The 18,024-nt window shown below is 65.0% G+C and carries 18 protein-coding genes; 5 read left to right on the top strand and 13 right to left on the bottom strand.

Annotation, left to right across the window (positions count from 1 at the left end; translation table 11 throughout):
* Positions 1-5: 5 nt before the first annotated feature.
* From ACFYOW_RS31560 to ACFYOW_RS31550, 3 genes are all read right to left on the bottom strand, one after another.
* Positions 6-857 (bottom strand): ABC transporter permease, encoded by an 852-nt coding sequence (locus ACFYOW_RS31560; protein WP_387293718.1) that lies wholly within the window; start codon positions 855-857, stop codon positions 6-8.
* A gap of 5 nt (positions 858-862) precedes the next feature.
* Positions 863-1,630 carry an MlaE family ABC transporter permease gene (locus tag ACFYOW_RS31555; RefSeq protein ID WP_387293717.1) on the bottom strand — a complete coding sequence of 256 codons (768 nt, stop codon included), beginning with the start codon at positions 1,628-1,630 and terminating at the stop codon, positions 863-865.
* A gap of 309 nt (positions 1,631-1,939) precedes the next feature.
* Entirely contained in the window at positions 1,940-2,767 is an 828-nt protein-coding gene (locus tag ACFYOW_RS31550) for a TetR/AcrR family transcriptional regulator (protein WP_387293716.1), read from the bottom strand.
* 228 nt (positions 2,768-2,995) lie between these two features.
* On the opposite strand from ACFYOW_RS31550, the gene ACFYOW_RS31545 reads away from it, so the two are divergent.
* Positions 2,996-3,793 carry an SDR family NAD(P)-dependent oxidoreductase gene (locus tag ACFYOW_RS31545; protein WP_387293715.1) on the top strand — a complete coding sequence of 266 codons (798 nt, stop codon included), beginning with the start codon at positions 2,996-2,998 and terminating at the stop codon, positions 3,791-3,793.
* 129 nt (positions 3,794-3,922) lie between these two features.
* On the opposite strand, the gene ACFYOW_RS31540 is transcribed toward ACFYOW_RS31545, so the two are convergent.
* The 8 genes from ACFYOW_RS31540 to ACFYOW_RS31505 form a co-directional block, all read right to left on the bottom strand.
* Positions 3,923-5,080 (bottom strand): phosphotransferase family protein, encoded by a 1,158-nt coding sequence (locus tag ACFYOW_RS31540; protein ID WP_387293714.1) that lies wholly within the window; start codon positions 5,078-5,080, stop codon positions 3,923-3,925.
* 4 nt (positions 5,081-5,084) lie between these two features.
* Positions 5,085-5,519 (bottom strand): hypothetical protein, encoded by a 435-nt coding sequence (locus ACFYOW_RS31535; protein WP_387293713.1) that lies wholly within the window; start codon positions 5,517-5,519, stop codon positions 5,085-5,087.
* Positions 5,520-5,546: 27 nt separating this feature from the next.
* On the bottom strand, positions 5,547-6,266 hold the full coding sequence (locus tag ACFYOW_RS31530) for a hypothetical protein (RefSeq protein ID WP_387293816.1): 720 nt from the start codon (positions 6,264-6,266) through the stop codon (positions 5,547-5,549).
* 157 nt (positions 6,267-6,423) lie between these two features.
* Positions 6,424-7,221 carry a CbbQ/NirQ/NorQ/GpvN family protein gene (locus ACFYOW_RS31525; RefSeq protein WP_387293712.1) on the bottom strand — a complete coding sequence of 266 codons (798 nt, stop codon included), beginning with the start codon at positions 7,219-7,221 and terminating at the stop codon, positions 6,424-6,426.
* 22 nt (positions 7,222-7,243) lie between these two features.
* On the bottom strand, positions 7,244-8,770 hold the full coding sequence (locus ACFYOW_RS31520) for a nitric oxide reductase activation protein NorD (RefSeq protein WP_387293711.1): 1,527 nt from the start codon (positions 8,768-8,770) through the stop codon (positions 7,244-7,246).
* Between the two features lie 193 nt (positions 8,771-8,963).
* Positions 8,964-9,572, bottom strand: coding sequence for a TetR/AcrR family transcriptional regulator (locus ACFYOW_RS31515; RefSeq protein WP_387293710.1), 609 nt, complete (start codon positions 9,570-9,572; stop codon positions 8,964-8,966).
* A 177-nt stretch (positions 9,573-9,749) separates the two neighbouring features.
* Complete coding sequence (locus ACFYOW_RS31510; RefSeq protein WP_387293709.1) at positions 9,750-10,673, bottom strand: alpha/beta hydrolase; 924 nt, start codon at positions 10,671-10,673, stop codon at positions 9,750-9,752.
* Between the two features lie 26 nt (positions 10,674-10,699).
* Complete coding sequence (locus ACFYOW_RS31505) at positions 10,700-11,140, bottom strand: hypothetical protein (protein ID WP_387293708.1); 441 nt, start codon at positions 11,138-11,140, stop codon at positions 10,700-10,702.
* Between the two features lie 178 nt (positions 11,141-11,318).
* Here ACFYOW_RS31505 and ACFYOW_RS31500 point away from each other — a divergent pair, with 178 nt between their 5' ends.
* The 4 genes from ACFYOW_RS31500 (at position 11,319) to ACFYOW_RS31485 (ending at position 16,231) form a co-directional block, all read left to right on the top strand.
* Positions 11,319-11,585, top strand: coding sequence for a hypothetical protein (locus tag ACFYOW_RS31500; protein WP_387293707.1), 267 nt, complete (start codon positions 11,319-11,321; stop codon positions 11,583-11,585).
* A 153-nt stretch (positions 11,586-11,738) separates the two neighbouring features.
* Positions 11,739-13,238: an aldehyde dehydrogenase family protein gene (locus ACFYOW_RS31495; RefSeq protein WP_387293706.1), complete on the top strand. Its 1,500-nt coding sequence runs from the start codon at positions 11,739-11,741 to the stop codon at positions 13,236-13,238.
* A 122-nt stretch (positions 13,239-13,360) separates the two neighbouring features.
* The gene (locus ACFYOW_RS31490) at positions 13,361-15,025 is read left to right on the top strand and encodes an acyl-CoA synthetase (RefSeq protein WP_387293705.1); all 1,665 of its coding nucleotides are present in this window, start codon (positions 13,361-13,363) and stop codon (positions 15,023-15,025) included.
* Positions 15,026-15,049: 24 nt separating this feature from the next.
* Positions 15,050-16,231, top strand: a complete 1,182-nt coding sequence (locus ACFYOW_RS31485) for an acyl-CoA dehydrogenase family protein (protein ID WP_387293704.1) — start codon at positions 15,050-15,052, stop codon at positions 16,229-16,231.
* A 236-nt stretch (positions 16,232-16,467) separates the two neighbouring features.
* Here ACFYOW_RS31485 and ACFYOW_RS31480 read toward each other — a convergent pair whose 3' ends face one another.
* Positions 16,468-17,217 carry a TetR/AcrR family transcriptional regulator C-terminal domain-containing protein gene (locus tag ACFYOW_RS31480; RefSeq protein ID WP_387293703.1) on the bottom strand — a complete coding sequence of 250 codons (750 nt, stop codon included), beginning with the start codon at positions 17,215-17,217 and terminating at the stop codon, positions 16,468-16,470.
* A gap of 2 nt (positions 17,218-17,219) precedes the next feature.
* Positions 17,220-18,020 (bottom strand): enoyl-CoA hydratase/isomerase family protein, encoded by an 801-nt coding sequence (locus tag ACFYOW_RS31475; RefSeq protein ID WP_387293702.1) that lies wholly within the window; start codon positions 18,018-18,020, stop codon positions 17,220-17,222.
* Positions 18,021-18,024: the final 4 nt, after the last annotated feature.

Raw genomic sequence — 18,024 nt, 5'->3', positions numbered from 1 at the left:
ACGCCCTATCCGGAAAGGTGGAAATTGCCGGTGCCGCCGTACAACGCGAGTGATACCAGGAGCACGACGAGGACCACCATGATCAGCGACATCCGCACCGCCCGCCCGACCGCAGCGCCCACTCCCGCCGGACCCCCTGCGGCGGTGAATCCGTAATGGGTGTGAATCAGCATCACCAGCACCGCGATCGCGATCGCCTGCACGAACGACCACGCTACGTCGAGCGGATTGAGAAACGTCGAGAAGTAGTGGTCGTACAGCCCGGGTGACTGCCCGAAAATCACCACTGTGGTCAACCGTCCCGCCAGGAACGACGCCGCCAATGCCAGCGAATACAGCGGGATGATCGTGATCATGCCCGCCGCGACGCGCGTGCTCACGACATAGGGCACCGGCCGGATGGCCATGGACTCGAGTGCGTCGATTTCCTCGGCGATCCGCATGGCCCCGATCTGCGCCGTCGCCCCGGCCCCGAGCGTCGCCGACAAGGCGATCCCCGAGATCACCGGCACCGCGATCCGCACATTGATGAAGGCCGACAGGAATCCGGACAGCGCCTCGATGCCGATATTGCCCAGTGAGCTGAAGCCCTGGATCGCGATGGTGCTGCCGGTCGCGAGTGTCATGAATCCGACGATCGCCGCAGTTCCGCCGATCATCGCGAGAGCGCCACTGCCCATACTGATTTCGGCCACCAGGCGCAGGGTTTCGCCCGGATGTCTGGCCACCGCGCCGGGAGTTTGCAGAATTGCCTTGCCATAGAAGACGATTCGCGCACCGACGGCGTCGATTTCGCGGTTCCAGCGGCCCAGCCGCTGCCGGGTGCGGACGAATTTGCCGGTTTCGGCGATATCCATCGAAATCACCTCCCCGAGAATCGGATTCCGGCCGCGGTCACCACGGTGTTCACCACGAAGAGGGCGATGAACGCGTAGACCACGGTTTCGTTGACCGCCTGTCCGACGCTTTTCGGGCCACCGGATACCGACAGGCCGCGATAGCACGCCACCAGTCCGGCGATCAGTCCGAACAGCATCGCCTTGACCGCGGAGATGGCGAGCTCGGTCGACCCGGTCAGCAATGTGACACCGGCGGCGAACGCTCCTGGATTCACGCCCTGCAGCAATACCGAGAACACGAATCCGCCGGTGATTCCGATAGCGCACACCAGACCGTTGAGCAGAACCGCGATCATCGTCGAGGCCACCACGCGCGGAATGACCAGCCGTTGAATGGGATCGATGCCGAGCACCTCCATGGCTGCGATTTCCTCGCGGATGACTCGTGACCCCAGGTCCGCGCACATCGCCGTCGCCCCCGCACCGGCGACGATCAGTACGGTCACCATCGGGCCGACCTGGGTGACCGCGCCGAATGCCGCACCCGCCCCGCTCATGGTGGCCGCGCCGATCTCGCGCAGCAGGATATTCAGGGTGAAGCTCACCAGTACGGTGAACGGCACCGCCACCAGAATGGTCGGCAGCAGTGACACCCGCGCCAGCATCCAACTCTGCTCGACGAATTCGCCGAACCGGAACCGCGTCGTCACCAGGCCCCGGCCGACCTCGGCGATCATGGCGAAGAACTGACCGACTTCCCGAACCGGTGTATTGAGCCGTGCCAGTTCCATCGATCCTCCAGCGGACCACTCGGCGCTGTGGACGATGCCGACACCGGGCTGGTCGAATGACTAACTATTGCACTTACAGTGTGACCGACGATACATCACGGCAAGGGGCTTGCCCAGGCGTTTGCGATGAATTGTGTCCAGGTGTTCGCGCGCAATTACGACAGGCGAAAGCGCGCTGTCGCCGGACATGAAGGGCGACAACGGGTCACGGCGAGCAGGAGATATCGCCGCCCACTCGATCGAGCCGGGGGGATGCCGTCGGAAACGGCCGTACCCGCCGAGTTCCGGCGGGTACGGATAGGCGGGTGACTACTTCGCCGCAGCGGCCTTGGTGGGACGGCGCGTGGCCGATGACTTCGTCGGCGCTGCCTTCTTGGCAGGTGCCTTTTTAGCGGGTGCCTTCTTGGCGGGTGCTTTCTTCGCCTTCGTGCCCGATCCCGACTCGAGCAACCGGCTCGCCTGTTGGAGAATGCAGTCGAGGCCGTACTCGAAATTCCGATCGTCCGGCGCCCCGCTGTGCAGGCCCTTCGAACCCGCCTCCGCCAGCAGTGGGGTGGTGTCAGGGGAGATGGTGAGGCTGTCGTAGTACGCGCCGGCGCCGGACTCCGATTCCTCGTTCTTGTCGGAGAGGCGTTGCAGCACAACCGATCCGCGCACATGCAGCTGAACAGCGGAGTAGGTCGCGACGGCGTCCTCGAGGGACAGTCCGGCCTCGACCAGATTGGCGATGACCTCCTCGGTCTGCCGTGCGCCCAGTTGCGCGGCTTCCGGGCTCAGTGCCGACCTGATGAGTATCAGATCGCAGAGAATGGGATTGGCGTTGAACGTCTCCCGCATGGTGCGGGCGTGGTTGCGCAGTGATTCGCGCCAGTCGCTCGCGACGACGAAAGGCGTGACGAAGGTGGCGTACTGGCGCAGCGCGCGGTCGGTCATGGCGTTGAGCAGTTCGTCCTTCTTGCGGAAGTACCAGTAGATGCTCGTTACACCGACGTCGAGATGTTTGGCCAGCATCGGCATGCTCAGGTTGTCCAGCGACACCTGATCCGCGAGCTCGAACGCACCGTCGAGGATGTCCCCGGGATTGAGGGACCCGCGCTCACGCCGCGGCCGTTTCTCCGCGGCTGCCCGCTTTGCCATATGTGCGCCCACCTCCGTGAAGTCTGCTCCGACGCAATCGTTTCCCGATTGCTTGGGAAACAGACAGCAACAGCCATCGTACCTATAACCGTAAATCCTACTGCGATGCCTTCTGTCGGCGCGTCGCGGCCTCGCGTGGCGGCATGGGCATCGCGCGGTATCGCGCAGCAGATACTGATATAGCTACAGTACGTTTATCTGTAAGCGCTTGACGGAGGCGGTGGCGCAATGGATTTGGGATTGACCGACGCGGCAGCGGTGGTCGTGGGCGGTAGCCGGGGCATGGGCCTGGCCGCCGCTCGATGCTTTGCCGACGACGGTGCTCGAGTGGCGGTGCTGGGGCGTTCCCGCCCCGACCTGGATGACGCGGTCGAGGACCTGACCCAACGCGGTAGCCCCGACGCCATCGGGCTGGTCGCGGACGTGCGCGATGCCGATCAGATCGCCGCCGCGTTCGCCGAACTGGGGCAGCGCTGGCATGGCGAAATCAATGTGCTGGTCAATACGGTCGGGCCGGCTGTGCAAGGCCGATTCGACATCCTCACCGACGACCAGTGGCTCGAGGCCGTCGAGTACGGCGTGCTGTCGATGGTGCGCAGCGTGCGTGCGGCGCTGCCGTTGCTGCGCAAGGCCGAATGGGCGCGGATAGTGAACTTTTCGGCGCATTCGACGCAGCGGCAGAGCATTCCGCTGGCGGCCTACACCGCCGCGAAGGCGATGGTGACGAGTGCGTCCAAGAATCTGTCACTGTTGCTTGCTGCGGACGAGATTCTGGTGAATGTCGTCTCGCCCGGAACCTTCGTGACCTCGGCGCTGGTCGATTGGGCTCACTCGGTCGGCGTCGAGAGCGACGACCCCTATCGGCTGATGGCCGAGATCGCCAAGCATTACGGACACCCGGCGCAGCTGCCGCGGGCGGGCCGCCCCGAGGAGATCGGTCCGGTCGTCGCCTTTCTGGCTTCGCGTCGCAATTCGTATATGACCGGTGCGAATGTCAATGTCGACGGCGGTTCGGATTTCACCTGAGCCCGGGCCCGGGAAGGCCGCCTGCGCTCAGGCTCCGGTAGGTCGCTGAGCCCAGGTCGCGGGACGGCCGCTGAGTCCAAGCTCTGGGACGGCCGTCGAGCCCGAGCTTCGGGACGGCCGCCCAGTGCGTCAGACTCGCTTGCCGTCGACGAGTGCGGTCAGCACCGCGAAACTGTCATGTGCCGCGGCACCGGCGACGGCTCGCTCGACGCCGACCCGCGACACCTCGAACGGCTGCATCCGCTCTCCGGCCTCGGCGGTGCAGACGGCAGCGAGGAAGAGTTCGGTGATACCGGCGCGATACAGCGTCCACATGCGCTCGAGGTCGACACCGATCCCGGCGGCCGTGAGCCGGGCCGTGTACCGTTCTACGAGTTCTCCTTCGATGGTGCGGAGCAGATCCGGCTCGACCGAGGCATTCGCGAAGTAGGCGATATCACGGATGCCGACACCGGCTGTCGCGAGCTGCCAGTCCAGGAATCCGGGCCCGGTGTCGGTGAAGAAGAGGTTGCCCAGGTGCGGGTCGCCGTGGATCAGGGTCTGCGGCTGCGCGGCCCAGAAGGCGTCGATATCCGCGCTGCGCTGGTAGAAGATCCGGCACTGGCGCTTGATCACCTCGGGTATCAGATCTCTGGTATGGCCGGTGATCTCATGGAGGAACCGGCGGCGGATGAGATCGCCGAGACGGATATCCGCCGTCGTGCGCACCGTGAGCGGCCGCAGGTCGTTGGCGAACCGGCCGCTACCCCAGAACGCGAGGTGCAGATCGGCCATGGCGTCGACGACGGCCTGCGCCTCGGTGCGCGTGACCGTATCGACGACAGTACGGAAGTGCGCGGTTCCCGACAGATCCTCCAGCACTAGGACGCTGCGGCGTCGGAGTCGATCACATTGCGCGACATAGCATCTCGGCACCCGCACCGAGGGATTCGCGCCCAGTGCGCGATAGGCGATGACCTCGTGGGTCCCGAGGCGGAAGACGTTCATCAGGACGTGCTGTAAATAGTTGCGCGGCGGTAATTTCACGAACAGTTGCTCGGGCACCTCGCCGCTGTCGGATTTCACGGCGATACGAGCGCGCGCCGCCGTACCGGAATGCGCGTCGAGCACGTGCACCGCGGTGATCGCGCCCGGCCGCAAACCGAGTGCCGCGCCGAGCCAGCGTGCGTTCACCTCGTGGATGCGCAGTGGAAGCGCCGCCGGGCCGGGTACGGTTCGATCGAGTCCGGCCCGGACGGCTTCTCGTGCGGCCATGCCGAGGCCGAGGGTGGTGTCGAGTGATCGCAAGGTCTTACCGGTGTCCCGTTTGCTGTGCCTGTTCCCGGGCGATCCGCTCGTTGTGGATCCGGACGAGTTGGCGGTAACCGATATGCTTCCACTGCGGTTTCGGCTGCACTCCCCATTGATCCTGGGCGGTCGTCTGGCCTGCGGCTTCGGGTTTGCCGCCGAGCGGTGGCGCGTTGAGGGCGCCCTGGTTGCATTCGAGTGTGTCGTCGGAGTAGCGGACCTTCATCATCTCGTCGCAGATTTCGGTGATCGACAAGGTGGGCCAGCCGTACCAGAGGGCGAGGGCGGGCACGGTCAGCGAACCTTCGACGACCAATGCGATCAGGCAGACGAGGATGCCGCGCTTGAGCCACTTGTGCATTCGTGCGAACGGCGCCGTCGTACCGAGCGGCAGATCTTGTTCCGGCGACGACTCGGTGGCGGGTGACTTATTGCTCATGGTGTTCTCCTGGAGCCGGATTCGAGGTCAGTCGGAGAAGATCTCGCGATTGACCGTGTGCAGGTAGGGGATCGCGAGGAATGGCGTGATGTAGAAGATGTCGTACAACCACCAACCGATCACCGGAAGCACGATGCCGTGGAAGCGCACGTCGGCGTACACGGTCATATTGACGACGTAGCCGATCCAGATCACCACACCGAACCAGCAGGTGACGATCAGCCACTGGTGGCCCCAGCGCTTCATCTGCAGGAATGCGATCGCGGCCGCGACCCGCATCGGGAATACGGTGAATATCAGCGCGACTTCCCAGCCTTTTTCGCCGGGTGCGCCCGCACCGCCGATCCACAATTCGTTGTAGTGCCAGAAGTATCCGGCATCGACGAAATTGCCCCACGCGGTGAAGAACACGCGCGTGACGATGGCGTGGTTGGCGAATAGATCGAGTACCCAGCCGATGCTGTTGAGGAAGGCGTCGAGGATGACCAGGTAGCCGATCAGGGTGATGATGATCGGCCGGACGGACAGCCCGTCGCGTTGTGCCTTGCGCTGCAACCACACTCCGCGCAGGAAGATCGGCAATCCGACGAATCCGAAGATGAAGGTGCCCATCAGCGCGGTTCCGACGGTGAGCCACTGGTCGGCCCGACGTTGCGCACGCCGGCTTTCCTCGTGGTGTTCGTCGTAGGTCACCGAGGGTTCCCGCGCTGGCTTTCCGGTGCCGCGGCGCAGGGTGAATGTCGGCATATTCATGATCGCACCTACCAGTCCCTGCTCATGTACATCTGTATTTGGATCAGGAACATCGCGAGCAGAAATCCGTATATGGCGATCTGGAAAACGATGAGCGCTCGGCGGCGCTGGCGATCTTGTTCGTTCATTCGAACGGTCCTCCTCGGGGTGACTACACAGCCGGGTCGTCGGCGGTGCGCAGGCTGGCCGCCGCGATCTCGCGTAGGCCTTCGTTGATGGCGCCGTCGCTGCTCAGCGGCGCGAGGACGCACACGTCGGCCGCCTCGAGTTCGTTCGCGCCCGCGGCGATGAGTCGCGCCGCCGCCACCAGCACACGCGTCGACGGCGATTCGAAGTGGAAGACGTCATCGGCATTGCGAATGGTGTTGGCGCAGTTGACGAGTCGCTGTGCGATGGAAAGATCGATACCGGTCTCCGCGACCAGCACCGCGGCTTCGCGCTCCGGCGGCAGATAGGCCATGGCGATGGTGACGAACCGCTGTCGCAGCGACGGCTTCAACTCCTTGAGCGAGCTGCGGTAGGCCGGATTGTAGGAGCAGACGAGCATGAACGAGGCGGGCGCGGGCACCACTTCGTCGGCACGGTCGAGAAATAGCGTGCGCCGGTGGTCGGTGAGTGAATGCAGTATGGCCAGCGAGTCGTGCCGGGCTTCGACGACCTCGTCCAGGTAGCAGATCGCACCGGATTTGACGGCTTTGGTCAGTGGGCCGTCGCGCCAGGCGACGTCGCCGCCGGATACCAGGAACCGGCCGATCAGATCAGAGCTGGTGAGATCGTCGTGGCAGCTGATGGTGACCACCGGGCGACCGAGCAGGTGGCCCATGTGCTCGACGAATCGTGTCTTGCCGCAGCCGGTCGGTCCGGTGAGCATGACCGGCATGTGCTGCTGGAAGGCCCATTCGAACAGCTGCACCTCGGTGCCGTTGGCGTAGTACAGATCGGTTGTCATCGGAACTCCGGAATTCCTAACATCATTGGGCGACCAACTCGCGGTGGATATGGGCGAGCACGCGGGGCAACTCCTCAACCCGCAGGATCCGGCGCGACCGGCGCGCACCGAATACCTCGGGAAGCGGATCCACCCGGGTGGGGCCGACGGCGAGGTAGTAGATCGCGACGCCCGCGTCGTCGGCCTCCTCGATGGCGTGCGCGACATCGGCCCACGCGTAGCGGCCCTCGTAGCCTTCGTCGGACATCAGGCCGTCGCCGATCACGATGATCAAGCGCCGTTCGGAAGGCTGTTCGAGCAGGCGACGGGTCAGATGCCGCAGCGGCGCGCCGAGCCGGGTGTAGCCGCCGGTCATCAGCCCGAGACTGCTCGGGTCCACGAAACGGGCATCGTCGAAATCCTTCAGACAGCGCACCTCGACCCGATGGCGGGTATTGCCGGTGAAGACGAACAGGCCGTGGCGTTCCCGGGCGAGCGTCATGGCTCGGGAAAGGGCATCGGCACAGGCCAATTCGAGTCGGAAGATCCGGCCGCCGTGTACGCCGAGGGAGGAACTGCCGTCCAGGAGTACCGCGGTGGCGACGTCACGGGAACTGGGGAGCAGCTCGCGGAACACCCGTGGCTCGGCCGTCGCGCCTGAGATCATGTCGACGTAATGGCCGACATACCGGTCGATATCGAGATCCGATCCGTCCGCGAGGCCGCTGCGCATGGCGCGGTGGGTACGTTCTTCGAACCAACGGCGGATGTTGGGGGATACCGGTGCGAGCGGTCGCGGTCGGGTGGGATGTTTGCGTTCCAGCACCGCGACGTGGTCGCGCAGAAAGCTTTTCGTCCAGAGGTTCCATTCCGGATAGGGCAGGCCCGCGCGTTGATCTGGTCGGATCTCGACGTCTTCGTTCTCCGGTCGGCTCGGCGGGGGCAGGTTGGTGTTGCGGCTGCCTCCGTCACCGCCGACGGGTACCGACATGACGCGATAGGAGTCGCTGCGCGCCGAGGTCCACGGCATCCGGGCGTATGCCCGACGTGCCGCTACGGCCAGGCCGCCGCGTGTGGGAGCGGCCAGCGGGAGCTTGCCGAGCAGTGGATGCTCGTGAATCTGCTGTCGTGATCGCGCCAAACCCATTGCGCGGTCCAATATTTCGTGGCCTTCGAGATCGTGGTCGGCGATCTCGAGGTCGGGCAGCAGCCGACGGAGCTCGGGCAGCAGGCCGGGCAGCCGGTCGGCGATCCAGCCCGCCGCCACGGTACCCTCGACGATCGACAGTGCACCCAATTCCCGGGGTGACAGCTCGTGCAACGGGTACCGGGCGATGCGGTCTTTCGACGGCGAACACTGCAGTGCCACACCGCAAGTCAGCGTTGCCCGGGTCCAGTCCGCTGCCACGGGTGGATACGGGACATGCACGACGCTGCGGGTGGTGTTCAGACCGAAACCGCGCCGCTCACCGGTCACCAGCCGCACGCCCTCCCGGCGGCGTTCGGAGAATGCGACGGCCGTGACCGCGCAACTGCGCTCGATCGCAGACCCCGGCGCCGCGGCGTTCATGACGAAGATCCACTGCCGCCGGGGCAGGACCTGCTCAGAAGGTGCCGATATTCTTCATGATCCAGTACCAGAACGCGATGATCAGCAGCACCGCGCCCCACGCGAGGGCGATGCGCACAAGGTCCAACAGCATGGCCGTATCTCCATATTCGTCGGTTCGAAGCGGTTCGATGGGTGGTCCGCGATGGTTGCGTCATCGGGGCTCCAGGCTGCGCAGAACGGTGATCAGGTAGTTGTCGAGTGCGTTGGCGCGCAACGCCTTCGAGCCCGAGGTCGTGGTCAGCAGGGCGTAGAGCCCGAGTAGAAAGAACACCGCGCTGTGGTAGGGATCGACGGCGATCTCGGCCTCGCCGTGGTCGCGGGCGCGCTGGATCTCCTCGACCACCAGGACGATCACCGGATGCTCGCGCCACTCGTCGTCCAGTGGCCGGGTCGGCGAAAAGTGAATCGCGAGTAGCTCTTTGAACAGCAGGCTGCCCAGGCGGCGCTCGAGACCGACTATCAGCTGGATCGTTTTCCGCAGCGCCGATTCGAGATCGTGCGGTGCGGCGAGAAAGCGGGCCAGTTCCTTGGCGATCCGGGCTTCCTCGCGTGCCTCCAGTTCCAGCAGCGCGTGTTCTTTGCTGGGGAAGTGGAAATAGAAGGTGCCGCGCGCAACGCCCGCCGCCTCGACGATCGTGCCGATATCGGCATCGGCCATGCCGACGTTCTTGAACTCGGCGATGGCCGCGTCGAATACCCGCTGCCGGGTCTGCAGACGCTGGGCTTCGCGGCCCTGTGGCTTGTCCTGAACTTCGCTCATGCGCCAATTTCTAACTTCTGTCACTGACGGGTGTCAATGAAGAACGATCCGCGGGGATCTGGCATATGCCGAAATATGTTCTCCGGCTTACGACTTGCTATGCCCGAAGCAATCCTCGAAGTGCGGCTCAGAACATACTGACAGATGTCATTGAATCGCGTCAATGAAATCGATGGATCAGCCGCGAGGGTGTGCACCGCCGTTCAGTACGTCGTTCAACGCCGTCAGCCGGGCCTGGAGAAAGGCTCGGGAGACCGGAGCCCAGGTCTCGATCAGATCGAAGCCGTGATAAGCGCCGTCGACCACGTGCACCGTGCAGGGGACACCGGCCTGGCGCAGGCGTTCGGCATAGGCGATGTCCTCGTCGTGGAACAGATCGTTTGTGCCGACGCCGATCCAGGCCGGGCAGACCCCGGCCAGATTCTCGTATCGGGCCGGCGCGGCCAGTGCCGGCACCGTGCCGGTCGCGGCCGGGCCCAGGTAGGACTGCCATCCGAAGCCGTTGTTCCGCGGGCTCCACAGACGTAATCCGCGGTGGGCGATATCGGTGCGCGTGGTGGTCCGATCGTCCAGCATCGGATAGGACAGCACCTGCAGTACCGGATGCACCTCGGCGCGTTCGTGGGCCAGCAGCGCAAGCGCGGCGGCAAGGCCACCGCCCGCGCTCTCCCCAGCGATCGCGATACGTTCCGGATCGACATCCGGTTGATCGGCGAGCCATCGCAACGCGGCATAGCAGTCCTCGAGCGGTGTCGGAAAGGGATGCTCGGGTGCCAGCCGGTATTCCACCGATGCCGCGACGACCCCCAGGCGGTCCGCGACTCGGCGGCAGAAGCCATCTCCCATCGCGGCAGTGCCGATGACGTAGCCGCCCCCGTGGATGAACAGCAGAGCCGGTGCCGGGCGCGGGGCCTGTGCCTGCCGGAATACGCGTACCGAGACGTGGGCGTCGACCGCCTCGATCGTCCCGCCCGACGGTCGGGAACGACCGGTGAGTTTTGTCAGCTTGCGGACCGGCCCGATGGTGCGCGCACCGACCGCGGAGCGCGGAAGGTAACGCGCAATACGGAGTTCGGGGTGGAAGGTGGGATCCGAACCCATGCTGGTTCGTCCTCTCGCGGGTGCTGTCAGGCGACCAGGTCGTCCGGTTCGAACGGGGCGAAGAACGCGCTCATTCCGCGTCCGGTCAGTGCGTCGCCGAGTGCGACGAAGTCGTAGGACGGACCGGGGTCTCCGCCGACGCGGCAGACTTCGGCCAAAGCGTCGTCGTCGGCCAGCAGCGCACGGTGGATCCGGATGAGATCGGCATCGAGCGATCCGGTCCGTCGCTCCGCGTACGCGACCATCAGATACAGGCACAGTTGCTGTGCCGGCGTGTCCGGATGCGGGTCGAGTTCACGCGACAGCCTCGTGCGCAACGCGTCGAAGGTCTGCTCGATGTAGTGCAGGAATACCGGCCGCGGGCTGTGCGGGATCTTCGTCCGCACCTGCTGGGCCAGCACCTCGCCCGCGCCGAGCAGTGCCTCGACGGTTCGCGATGTGAGACCGGGGACCTCGTTGTCGCTCATACTCTCTCCTAGCGCAACGGCCCCGGGCGTGACCGCGCACCGAGGCTCTTCGTCGAGCGCCACCGCTCTTGCGCAAACAACTGTAAGGTATTCAGTATATCGCTGCAAGTAGTCGACGACGCACTGGTTATCCGTGTAATTCGTCTGTGGGAGCGGCGAAATCTACGGTGAGAACGGTATGCGTGACACTGTCGGACCCGTTGTCGCTTACGGCGCCGGCCGCGAGATCGGTGTCGCTGTTGTCCTGCTGTCGGAATGGTCGGTACTCGGGGCGGTGCAGCGGGGTGAGGTTGCGGCGTCGGCGGGACCGGCCGCGGGGGATAGCCGGATTCGAGCAGTGCGCACAGCCCGCGACGGGTTTCGGATCGATGAATTCCTCGGTGACGACTGCATGCGATTCCCAGTTCTCGAGTCGACTGTTCGCGTACCCCGCACTGGTGAGTGATGTTACAGTTAGTGTTACTGGATAGCCCACTATTCCGTCTCGGCGCGCTTGGACGCGACGGCGGATAACGGGTTCGAGCTGGGTCGGCCTTCGGGCGCAGATATGCGATAGCCCCTCGATCTGCGCTGAGTTCCCACTGGAAAGACATCACGCATGAGCACTGGAACCACCGAGCAGCCGGTCGATGACACCGCATCGGCGGCGCCCGCCGCGATCCTGGAACTGCAGCGGCAGGCCTATCTGCGGGAGGGGCCGCCCTCGGCCGCGGTCCGGCGGCACCGGATCGACCGATTGCTCGTTATGGTTCTGGACAATCTCGACTCGTATGTCGACGCGCTTGCTCGCGATTTCGGCACCCGCTCCCGAACGGGAATTCTGTTCGCGGAGATCATGGGCATGTTGTCGACCATCGAGCACACCCGCTCGCATATCGGCAAGTGGATGCGTCCACGCAACCCCAAGCCGACGGCCCGCCTGTACGGGATCCGTGCCCAGGTGCAACCCACTCCACTCGGTGTGGTCGGCATCATCGGACCCTGGAACTTCCCGCTCCAACTGGTCGTCGTGCCCGCGGCGGCAGCCTTCGCCGCCGGTAATCGGGTCATGATCAAAATGTCGGAGATCACCGCGCATACCGCGGAGCTGACCCGATCGCTGGCACCGAAGTATTTCGATCCGTCCGAGCTCGCGGTGGTGACCGGCGGTCCCGAGGTGGGCGCCGCCTTCGCCGAATTACCTTTCGACCATTTGTTTTTCACCGGATCGACCCGGGTCGGCCGACTGATTCAGCGGGCCGCCGCGGTGAATCTGGTCCCGGTGACCTTGGAGCTCGGCGGGAAGAATCCGGTGGTCGTGGCACCGAATGCCGAGATCACCAGGGCGGCGGCGCGAATCGCTCGCGCGCGAATGGTCAACGGCGGGCAGGTCTGCGTGAGTCCCGATTACGTCTTCGTGCCCGAGGACCGCATCGATGCCTTCGCCGATGTCGTCGGCGCGAGTCTTCGCGACATGTTCCCGGCCGTCACCGCCAACGAGGATTACACGGCCTGTGTCGACCAGGCGAATTATGACAGGATCCGCGCCCTCATAGACGAGGCGCGCGCCCAAGGGGCACGGGTCGAGCAGATCGTGCCGACGGGTGAGACGCTGCCCGATCCGAGCACGCGGAAGATCCCGCCGACCCTTGTCCGCGACATCACCGACGACATGCGGATCGCTACCGAGGAAATCTTCGGACCGGTCCTCGTCCTGCGACCGTATTCGAAGCTCGCCGATGTCGTAGACCATCTGACTGGGGGGCACTCGCCGCTGGTCGCCTACTGGTACGGGCCGGGCGGGCGAGACTTCCGCGCCTTCGTCAGGAGCACGCGCAGCGGCGGGGTCTCCCGTAATGATTTCGCGCTCAATATGTTTCCGGAGGACGCACCCTTTGGCGGGGTCGGGGCCAGCGGTATGGGGGCTTATCGCGGTAAGGCGGGCTTCGACACCTTCACTCATTACCGCACTGTGGTCGGCACCGATCTCCCGTTCGTCATAACCGCGCTGGCCGCGCCGCCGTTCCCGCGGTTCATACACCGCGTCATCGATATCGCGCTGCGCACCGCACACCGGCGTACACGGCGCCGTCTAGTCGCCCGTAATTCCGGGCGATGAGTCCGAGCAGCGAACTCGAAATCCTTCCCAACACTTGTTGTAGTGACTACTGTATGACTTACAGTTAGATCGTTCAGATGCGCACGCAGCACACGACCGAGGAGCCACCGTTGTCTCGTTCCGTGACCAGATCCGAACCGTCGACGTCGCAATTCACGCTCGCCGCGGCCGCCGATGCCGCCGCGGCCGCCATCCCGGATCGGGAACTGATCCGCCAGGGCGATCGGCGCCACACCTACGCCCAGATCGCCGAGCGGTCCAAGCGATTGGCGACCTACCTGTACGCCCAGGGGCTGGGCTGCCACACCGAGCGGTCAGCGCTCGCCGATCACGAGGTGGGACAGGATCTGCTGGGCATCTACGCCTACAACGGACACGAATACGTGGAGGCGATGATGGGCGCATTCCGGGCGCGTGTCGCACCGTTCAATGTCAACTACCGATATGTCGAGAACGAACTGCGGCAGCTGCTGGCCGATTCCGGTGCGACCGCGCTGGTCTATCACGCCGCCTTCGCGCCACGACTGGCCGAGGTGCTGCCCGACCTGCCCACGCTGCGCGTACTGATCCAGATCGCCGACGAGTCGGGCAACGAATTGCTGGATGGGGCAGTCGATTACGAGACCGTCATTGCCTCGAACGCACCGGATCCGCTGCCCGTACAGCCCTCTCCCGACGATCTCTACGTGCTCTACACCGGCGGCACCACCGGTATGCCCAAGGGTGTGCTGTGGCGTCAGCACGACATCTTCATGGCGGCCTGCGGCGGGCGGGATATGTTCAGTGGCTCGCTCATCGGGTCCTACGACGAAGTCGCCGCGCGGGCGGCCGCGAATCCCGGGGTCCGGCTCATGCTGCTGCCGCCGCTGATTCACGGTGCCGCGCAGTGGGCGGTACTTACCGCGATGATGACCGGGCAGACCGTCGTGCTGTCCTCGGTCGTGCAGCATCTCGATGCCGACGAGATCGTGCGCGCCATCGAGCGGGAGCGGGTCGCGATACTGGTCGTGGTCGGCGACGCGATGGCGCGACCGCTGCTCGCCGCGATCGAGTCGAGTTCGGCGGACGTATCGTCGCTGGTGGTGCTGGCCAGTGGTGGCGCTGTGCTCAGCCCATCGGCCAAACGGCAGTGGATCGCCGCGATCCCCGGCCTGGTCGTGATGGACGCGGTCGGTTCCTCGGAGGGTGGAACCCAGCTCAATCACGTCTCGTCGTCCGGATCGGTATCGACCGGCACATTCATCCCGGGTGCGGATACCTGTGTGGTGGCCGAAGATTTCGGTTCGGTGCTGGCGGCGGGACACGACGGTATCGGATGGCTCGCACAACGCCGTTTCACACCGCTCGGGTACAAGGGCGACGCCGCCAAGTCCGCGGTCACCTTCCCGGTCATCGACGGCGCACGGTACGTGCTGCCGGGCGATCGGGCACGACTGTTGGCGGACGGTTCCATCGAATTGCTGGGACGCGATGCGGTGACGATCAATTCCGGGGGCGAGAAGATTTTCGTGGAGGAGGTCGAGCTGGCGATCTCGTCGCATCCGGCCGTCGCCGACGTCGTGGTGGTCGGCCGCCCGAGCCAGCGCTGGGGTCAGGAGGTCGTCGCGATCATCGCACCGGTCGACGGGACCGAGCCGGCTGCCGAGGAATTGATTGCCCATGCGGCGGAATCCATTGCGCGGTACAAGCTTCCGAAGGTCGTGGTGTTCCGCCCGGAGATCGTGCGCAGTCCGGTGGGCAAGGCCGACTACCGCTGGGCGCGCGAACAAGCGATCGCCGCGGGCTGATCGCGACAGAGATAAGGAACCGAAGTGGACTTCGCCAGGGTCGAGCCGACCACCGAAGATCAGGAATTCCTGGACCGGGCCCGGGATTTCCTCGCGGCCACCGTGACCGAGGACGTGCTGCGCCGCGCGCACGAATCCGGCGACGGATTCGTTGAGGAGCTGCATCTGGCCATGGGTGCGCAAGGGTGGCTCGAGCGCGAAGCGAACAGCGCCGCGGACGGGGGATTGACGCCGGTGCAGCGCAGGATCTGGGATCTCGAGCGGCGAAGGGCCGAGGTGCCGCTGGTGACCTGGGGTGCCACCATGATGATCCTGCGCGCGGTCCGCGAATTCGGCTCGCCGGAGTTGCTCGAAGAGGTGCTGCCGGGGGTGTACCGCGGCGAGATCCGGTTCGCCATGGGCTACACCGAACCCGAGGGCGGATCCGATATCGCCAACTGTGCGACGCGGGCGGTGCGCGCGGGCACCGACTGGATTATCAACGGGCAGAAGATGTTCACCTCCGGCGCGCACAACTGCCGGTATGTATTCCTGCTGACCAATACTGATCCGGACGGGCGCAGACATCGCAATCTGACCATGTTCCTGGTGCCGCTGGACTCGCCCGGCATCGACATCCAGGGCCTGCGGACCGTTGACGGTGAACGCACCAATATCACCTACTACCAGGATGTTCGGGTTCCGGACCGATACCGGCTCGGCGAGGTCGACGACGGCTGGCGGGTGCTCAACGGTCCGCTGTCCGCCGAGCACGGCGCCGGTGGTGCCGACCCGGACGGGCTGGCCGATATCGCGATCATGAGCGGCTTCGGCACCACGATGGCCGTGGCCGCCGACCGGGTGACAGCGGTGGCCGCCACGGCCGGGCCGGACGGCCGACGGGGGCTCGACGACCGATCGATCGCGTATCGGCTCGGCCGGGCCCATGCCCGCATCGAGGCGGCGCTGAGCGCGCCGAGTCTGTTCGGGCGGGTGGCCATCGCGCAGACCATGCGGGAGATCGCCGCGGACCTCATGGACGTCCTCGGTGAGCGGTCGGCGATACCGTCCGGTGCCGGGGAAGCGGTGGCCGACGGTGCGGCCGAATACCTTTACCGGTGGGCGTCGCTGATCGGTATCTATGGAGGGACGCTGGATGTATTCCGCAATATGATCGCGCAATACATTCTCGGGCTGGGACGGCCGAACTATTCTGCGGCGAAGTAGTCCCCGAACAAAAGCCATCGCCGGGCCTTTGACTGCCCGATCGATCCCGAATTGGGCACAGCCGAAAGCTATTGCTAAATGGGCTTACCGTTATATTTGCGGTAAGCCGCTTTCGCGTTGCTGCACTTGCTGCTCCCGCGCTCTGACTGCTGGGCATTCCTGCAGGTCAAAGGCATTGCTGCTCGTCGTCCCGGCAGCCGGATGCCAGCCGGGACGACGAACTGTATCGGATAGTGCTACGAGGCCGCTGTGGCGTCGCCGGAATTCGCGTGCGCCGACGCATTCAACTGGATCAGTCGGCTCGCGTGATCGAGAATGCAGCACAGACCGTATTCGAAATTCCGGTCGTCCGGTGCACCCGATCGCAGGCCCTTGGCCATGGCCTCGGCGAGCAGCGGTGTCGTTTCGGGCTCGACCAGAATGCTGTCGTAGTATGCCCGACCCTCCGCCTCCAGCTCCTGGTTCTTGTCGTAGAGCCGTTGCAGCACAACCGATCCGCGAATATGCAGATTGATCGCCGAGTAGATGTCGAAGGCCTGCTCGACCGATAGACCCGCTTCCACCAGGCTGGCCACTGTCCGCTCCACCTGCTCGGCACCCACCCGACCGGCATGCTGACTCAGCGCCGATCTGACCAGGATCAGATCGCACAGGATCGGGCTCGCCAGGAAGGTGCGCCGCATGGTGCGTGCGTGGTTGTCCAGCGTCTCCCGCCAATTATGCGCTTCGACGGACGGGTAGGGCACGGCATATACATACAGCCGCAGCGCGCGGTCGGTCATCGCATTGAGCAGATCGTCCTTCTTGCGGAAGTACCAGTAGATACTGGTGACCCCGACATTGAGATGCTTACCCAACAGCGGCATGCTCAGACCGTCGATCGAAACCTGTTGTGCGAGTTCGAAGGCGCCATCGATGATGTCCTCCGGATTCAGCGAGCCGCGTTCGCGTCGCTGCCGCCGCTCTACGGTGACCCTTTTCGCCACTGCTAACCTCCTGTGCCCCATGCCCCGGTGAAGACCGGTTCGCGTTTCTCGGCGAACGCGGCGAATGCTTCGATCACATCGGCGCCGGACAAGTTGATGGTCTGGGCGCGCGCCTCGTCGGCGAGTGCCTCGCGCATCGTCCGATCCGTTCCGTCGTTCAACAGCGCCTTGGTCTGCGCGAGTGCCAACGGAGGCCCGGCGGCCAGCCGTACCGCCAGCTCATCGACGAACTTGTCGACAGCCTCGTCGGGCTGTATCCACGTCACGAGTCCGAGTGAGTGTGCTTCCTCGGCGCCGATCATGTCGGCCAGATATGCCAGGCGCTTGGCCTGCTGCATGCCGACAAGTTTGGGCAGGAGCCAGGAGCCCCCGCAATCCAGCGACAGCGCCCGCCTACTGAAGATCTGGCAGAACCGCGCGTCGGGCGTCGCCACCACCAGATCGCACCCGAGCGCGAGATTCCACCCCGCGCCCGCCGCCACCCCGCGCACCTTCGCGACGGTGGGCACCGGTAGGTCGTGCAGTTGCTGCACGACCTCGTTGATGGTGCGCAACTCCCGACTGGGATCGGGAAACTCGTCCATGCCCGCGGTATCGGAAATATCGGCGCCCGAACAGAACGTGCCCGCGGCCCCGGTCAGGACCACGGCGCGAACCTCACGACCGTGCGCGACCCGGCGGAACTCCTCGCGCAGGCCCGCCCACACCTCGCGGGTGAGTGCATTCTTACGGTGCGGGCGATTCAACGTCAGTGTCAGTACCGCACCCACTTGCTCGATGAGCAATACCGGTTCATCGGCCACAAGA

Origin of the sequence: Nocardia sp. NPDC006982 (assembly GCF_042869435.1) — a bacterium.
In the GTDB taxonomy this organism is placed as follows: domain Bacteria; phylum Actinomycetota; class Actinomycetes; order Mycobacteriales; family Mycobacteriaceae; genus Nocardia.
Note: the sequence above shows the minus strand (reverse complement) of the source record. Positions and strands in the feature narration are given on the sequence as shown.

What these genes read in the sequence shown, in the direction of transcription:
- ACFYOW_RS31560 (WP_387293718.1), bottom strand. Translation starts at nt 857, where the DNA reads ATGGATATCGCCGAAACCGGCAAATTCGTCCGCACCCGGCAGCGGCTG.
- ACFYOW_RS31555 (WP_387293717.1), bottom strand. Translation starts at nt 1,630, where the DNA reads ATGGAACTGGCACGGCTCAATACACCGGTTCGGGAAGTCGGTCAGTTC.
- ACFYOW_RS31550 (WP_387293716.1), bottom strand. Translation starts at nt 2,767, where the DNA reads ATGGCAAAGCGGGCAGCCGCGGAGAAACGGCCGCGGCGTGAGCGCGGG.
- ACFYOW_RS31545 (WP_387293715.1), top strand. Translation starts at nt 2,996, where the DNA reads ATGGATTTGGGATTGACCGACGCGGCAGCGGTGGTCGTGGGCGGTAGC.
- ACFYOW_RS31535 (WP_387293713.1), bottom strand. Translation starts at nt 5,519, where the DNA reads ATGAGCAATAAGTCACCCGCCACCGAGTCGTCGCCGGAACAAGATCTG.
- ACFYOW_RS31530 (WP_387293816.1), bottom strand. Translation starts at nt 6,266, where the DNA reads ATGCCGACATTCACCCTGCGCCGCGGCACCGGAAAGCCAGCGCGGGAA.
- ACFYOW_RS31525 (WP_387293712.1), bottom strand. Translation starts at nt 7,221, where the DNA reads ATGACAACCGATCTGTACTACGCCAACGGCACCGAGGTGCAGCTGTTC.
- ACFYOW_RS31520 (WP_387293711.1), bottom strand. Translation starts at nt 8,770, where the DNA reads ATGAACGCCGCGGCGCCGGGGTCTGCGATCGAGCGCAGTTGCGCGGTC.
- ACFYOW_RS31515 (WP_387293710.1), bottom strand. Translation starts at nt 9,572, where the DNA reads ATGAGCGAAGTTCAGGACAAGCCACAGGGCCGCGAAGCCCAGCGTCTG.
- ACFYOW_RS31510 (WP_387293709.1), bottom strand. Translation starts at nt 10,673, where the DNA reads ATGGGTTCGGATCCCACCTTCCACCCCGAACTCCGTATTGCGCGTTAC.
- ACFYOW_RS31505 (WP_387293708.1), bottom strand. Translation starts at nt 11,140, where the DNA reads ATGAGCGACAACGAGGTCCCCGGTCTCACATCGCGAACCGTCGAGGCA.
- ACFYOW_RS31500 (WP_387293707.1), top strand. Translation starts at nt 11,319, where the DNA reads ATGCGTGACACTGTCGGACCCGTTGTCGCTTACGGCGCCGGCCGCGAG.
- ACFYOW_RS31495 (WP_387293706.1), top strand. Translation starts at nt 11,739, where the DNA reads ATGAGCACTGGAACCACCGAGCAGCCGGTCGATGACACCGCATCGGCG.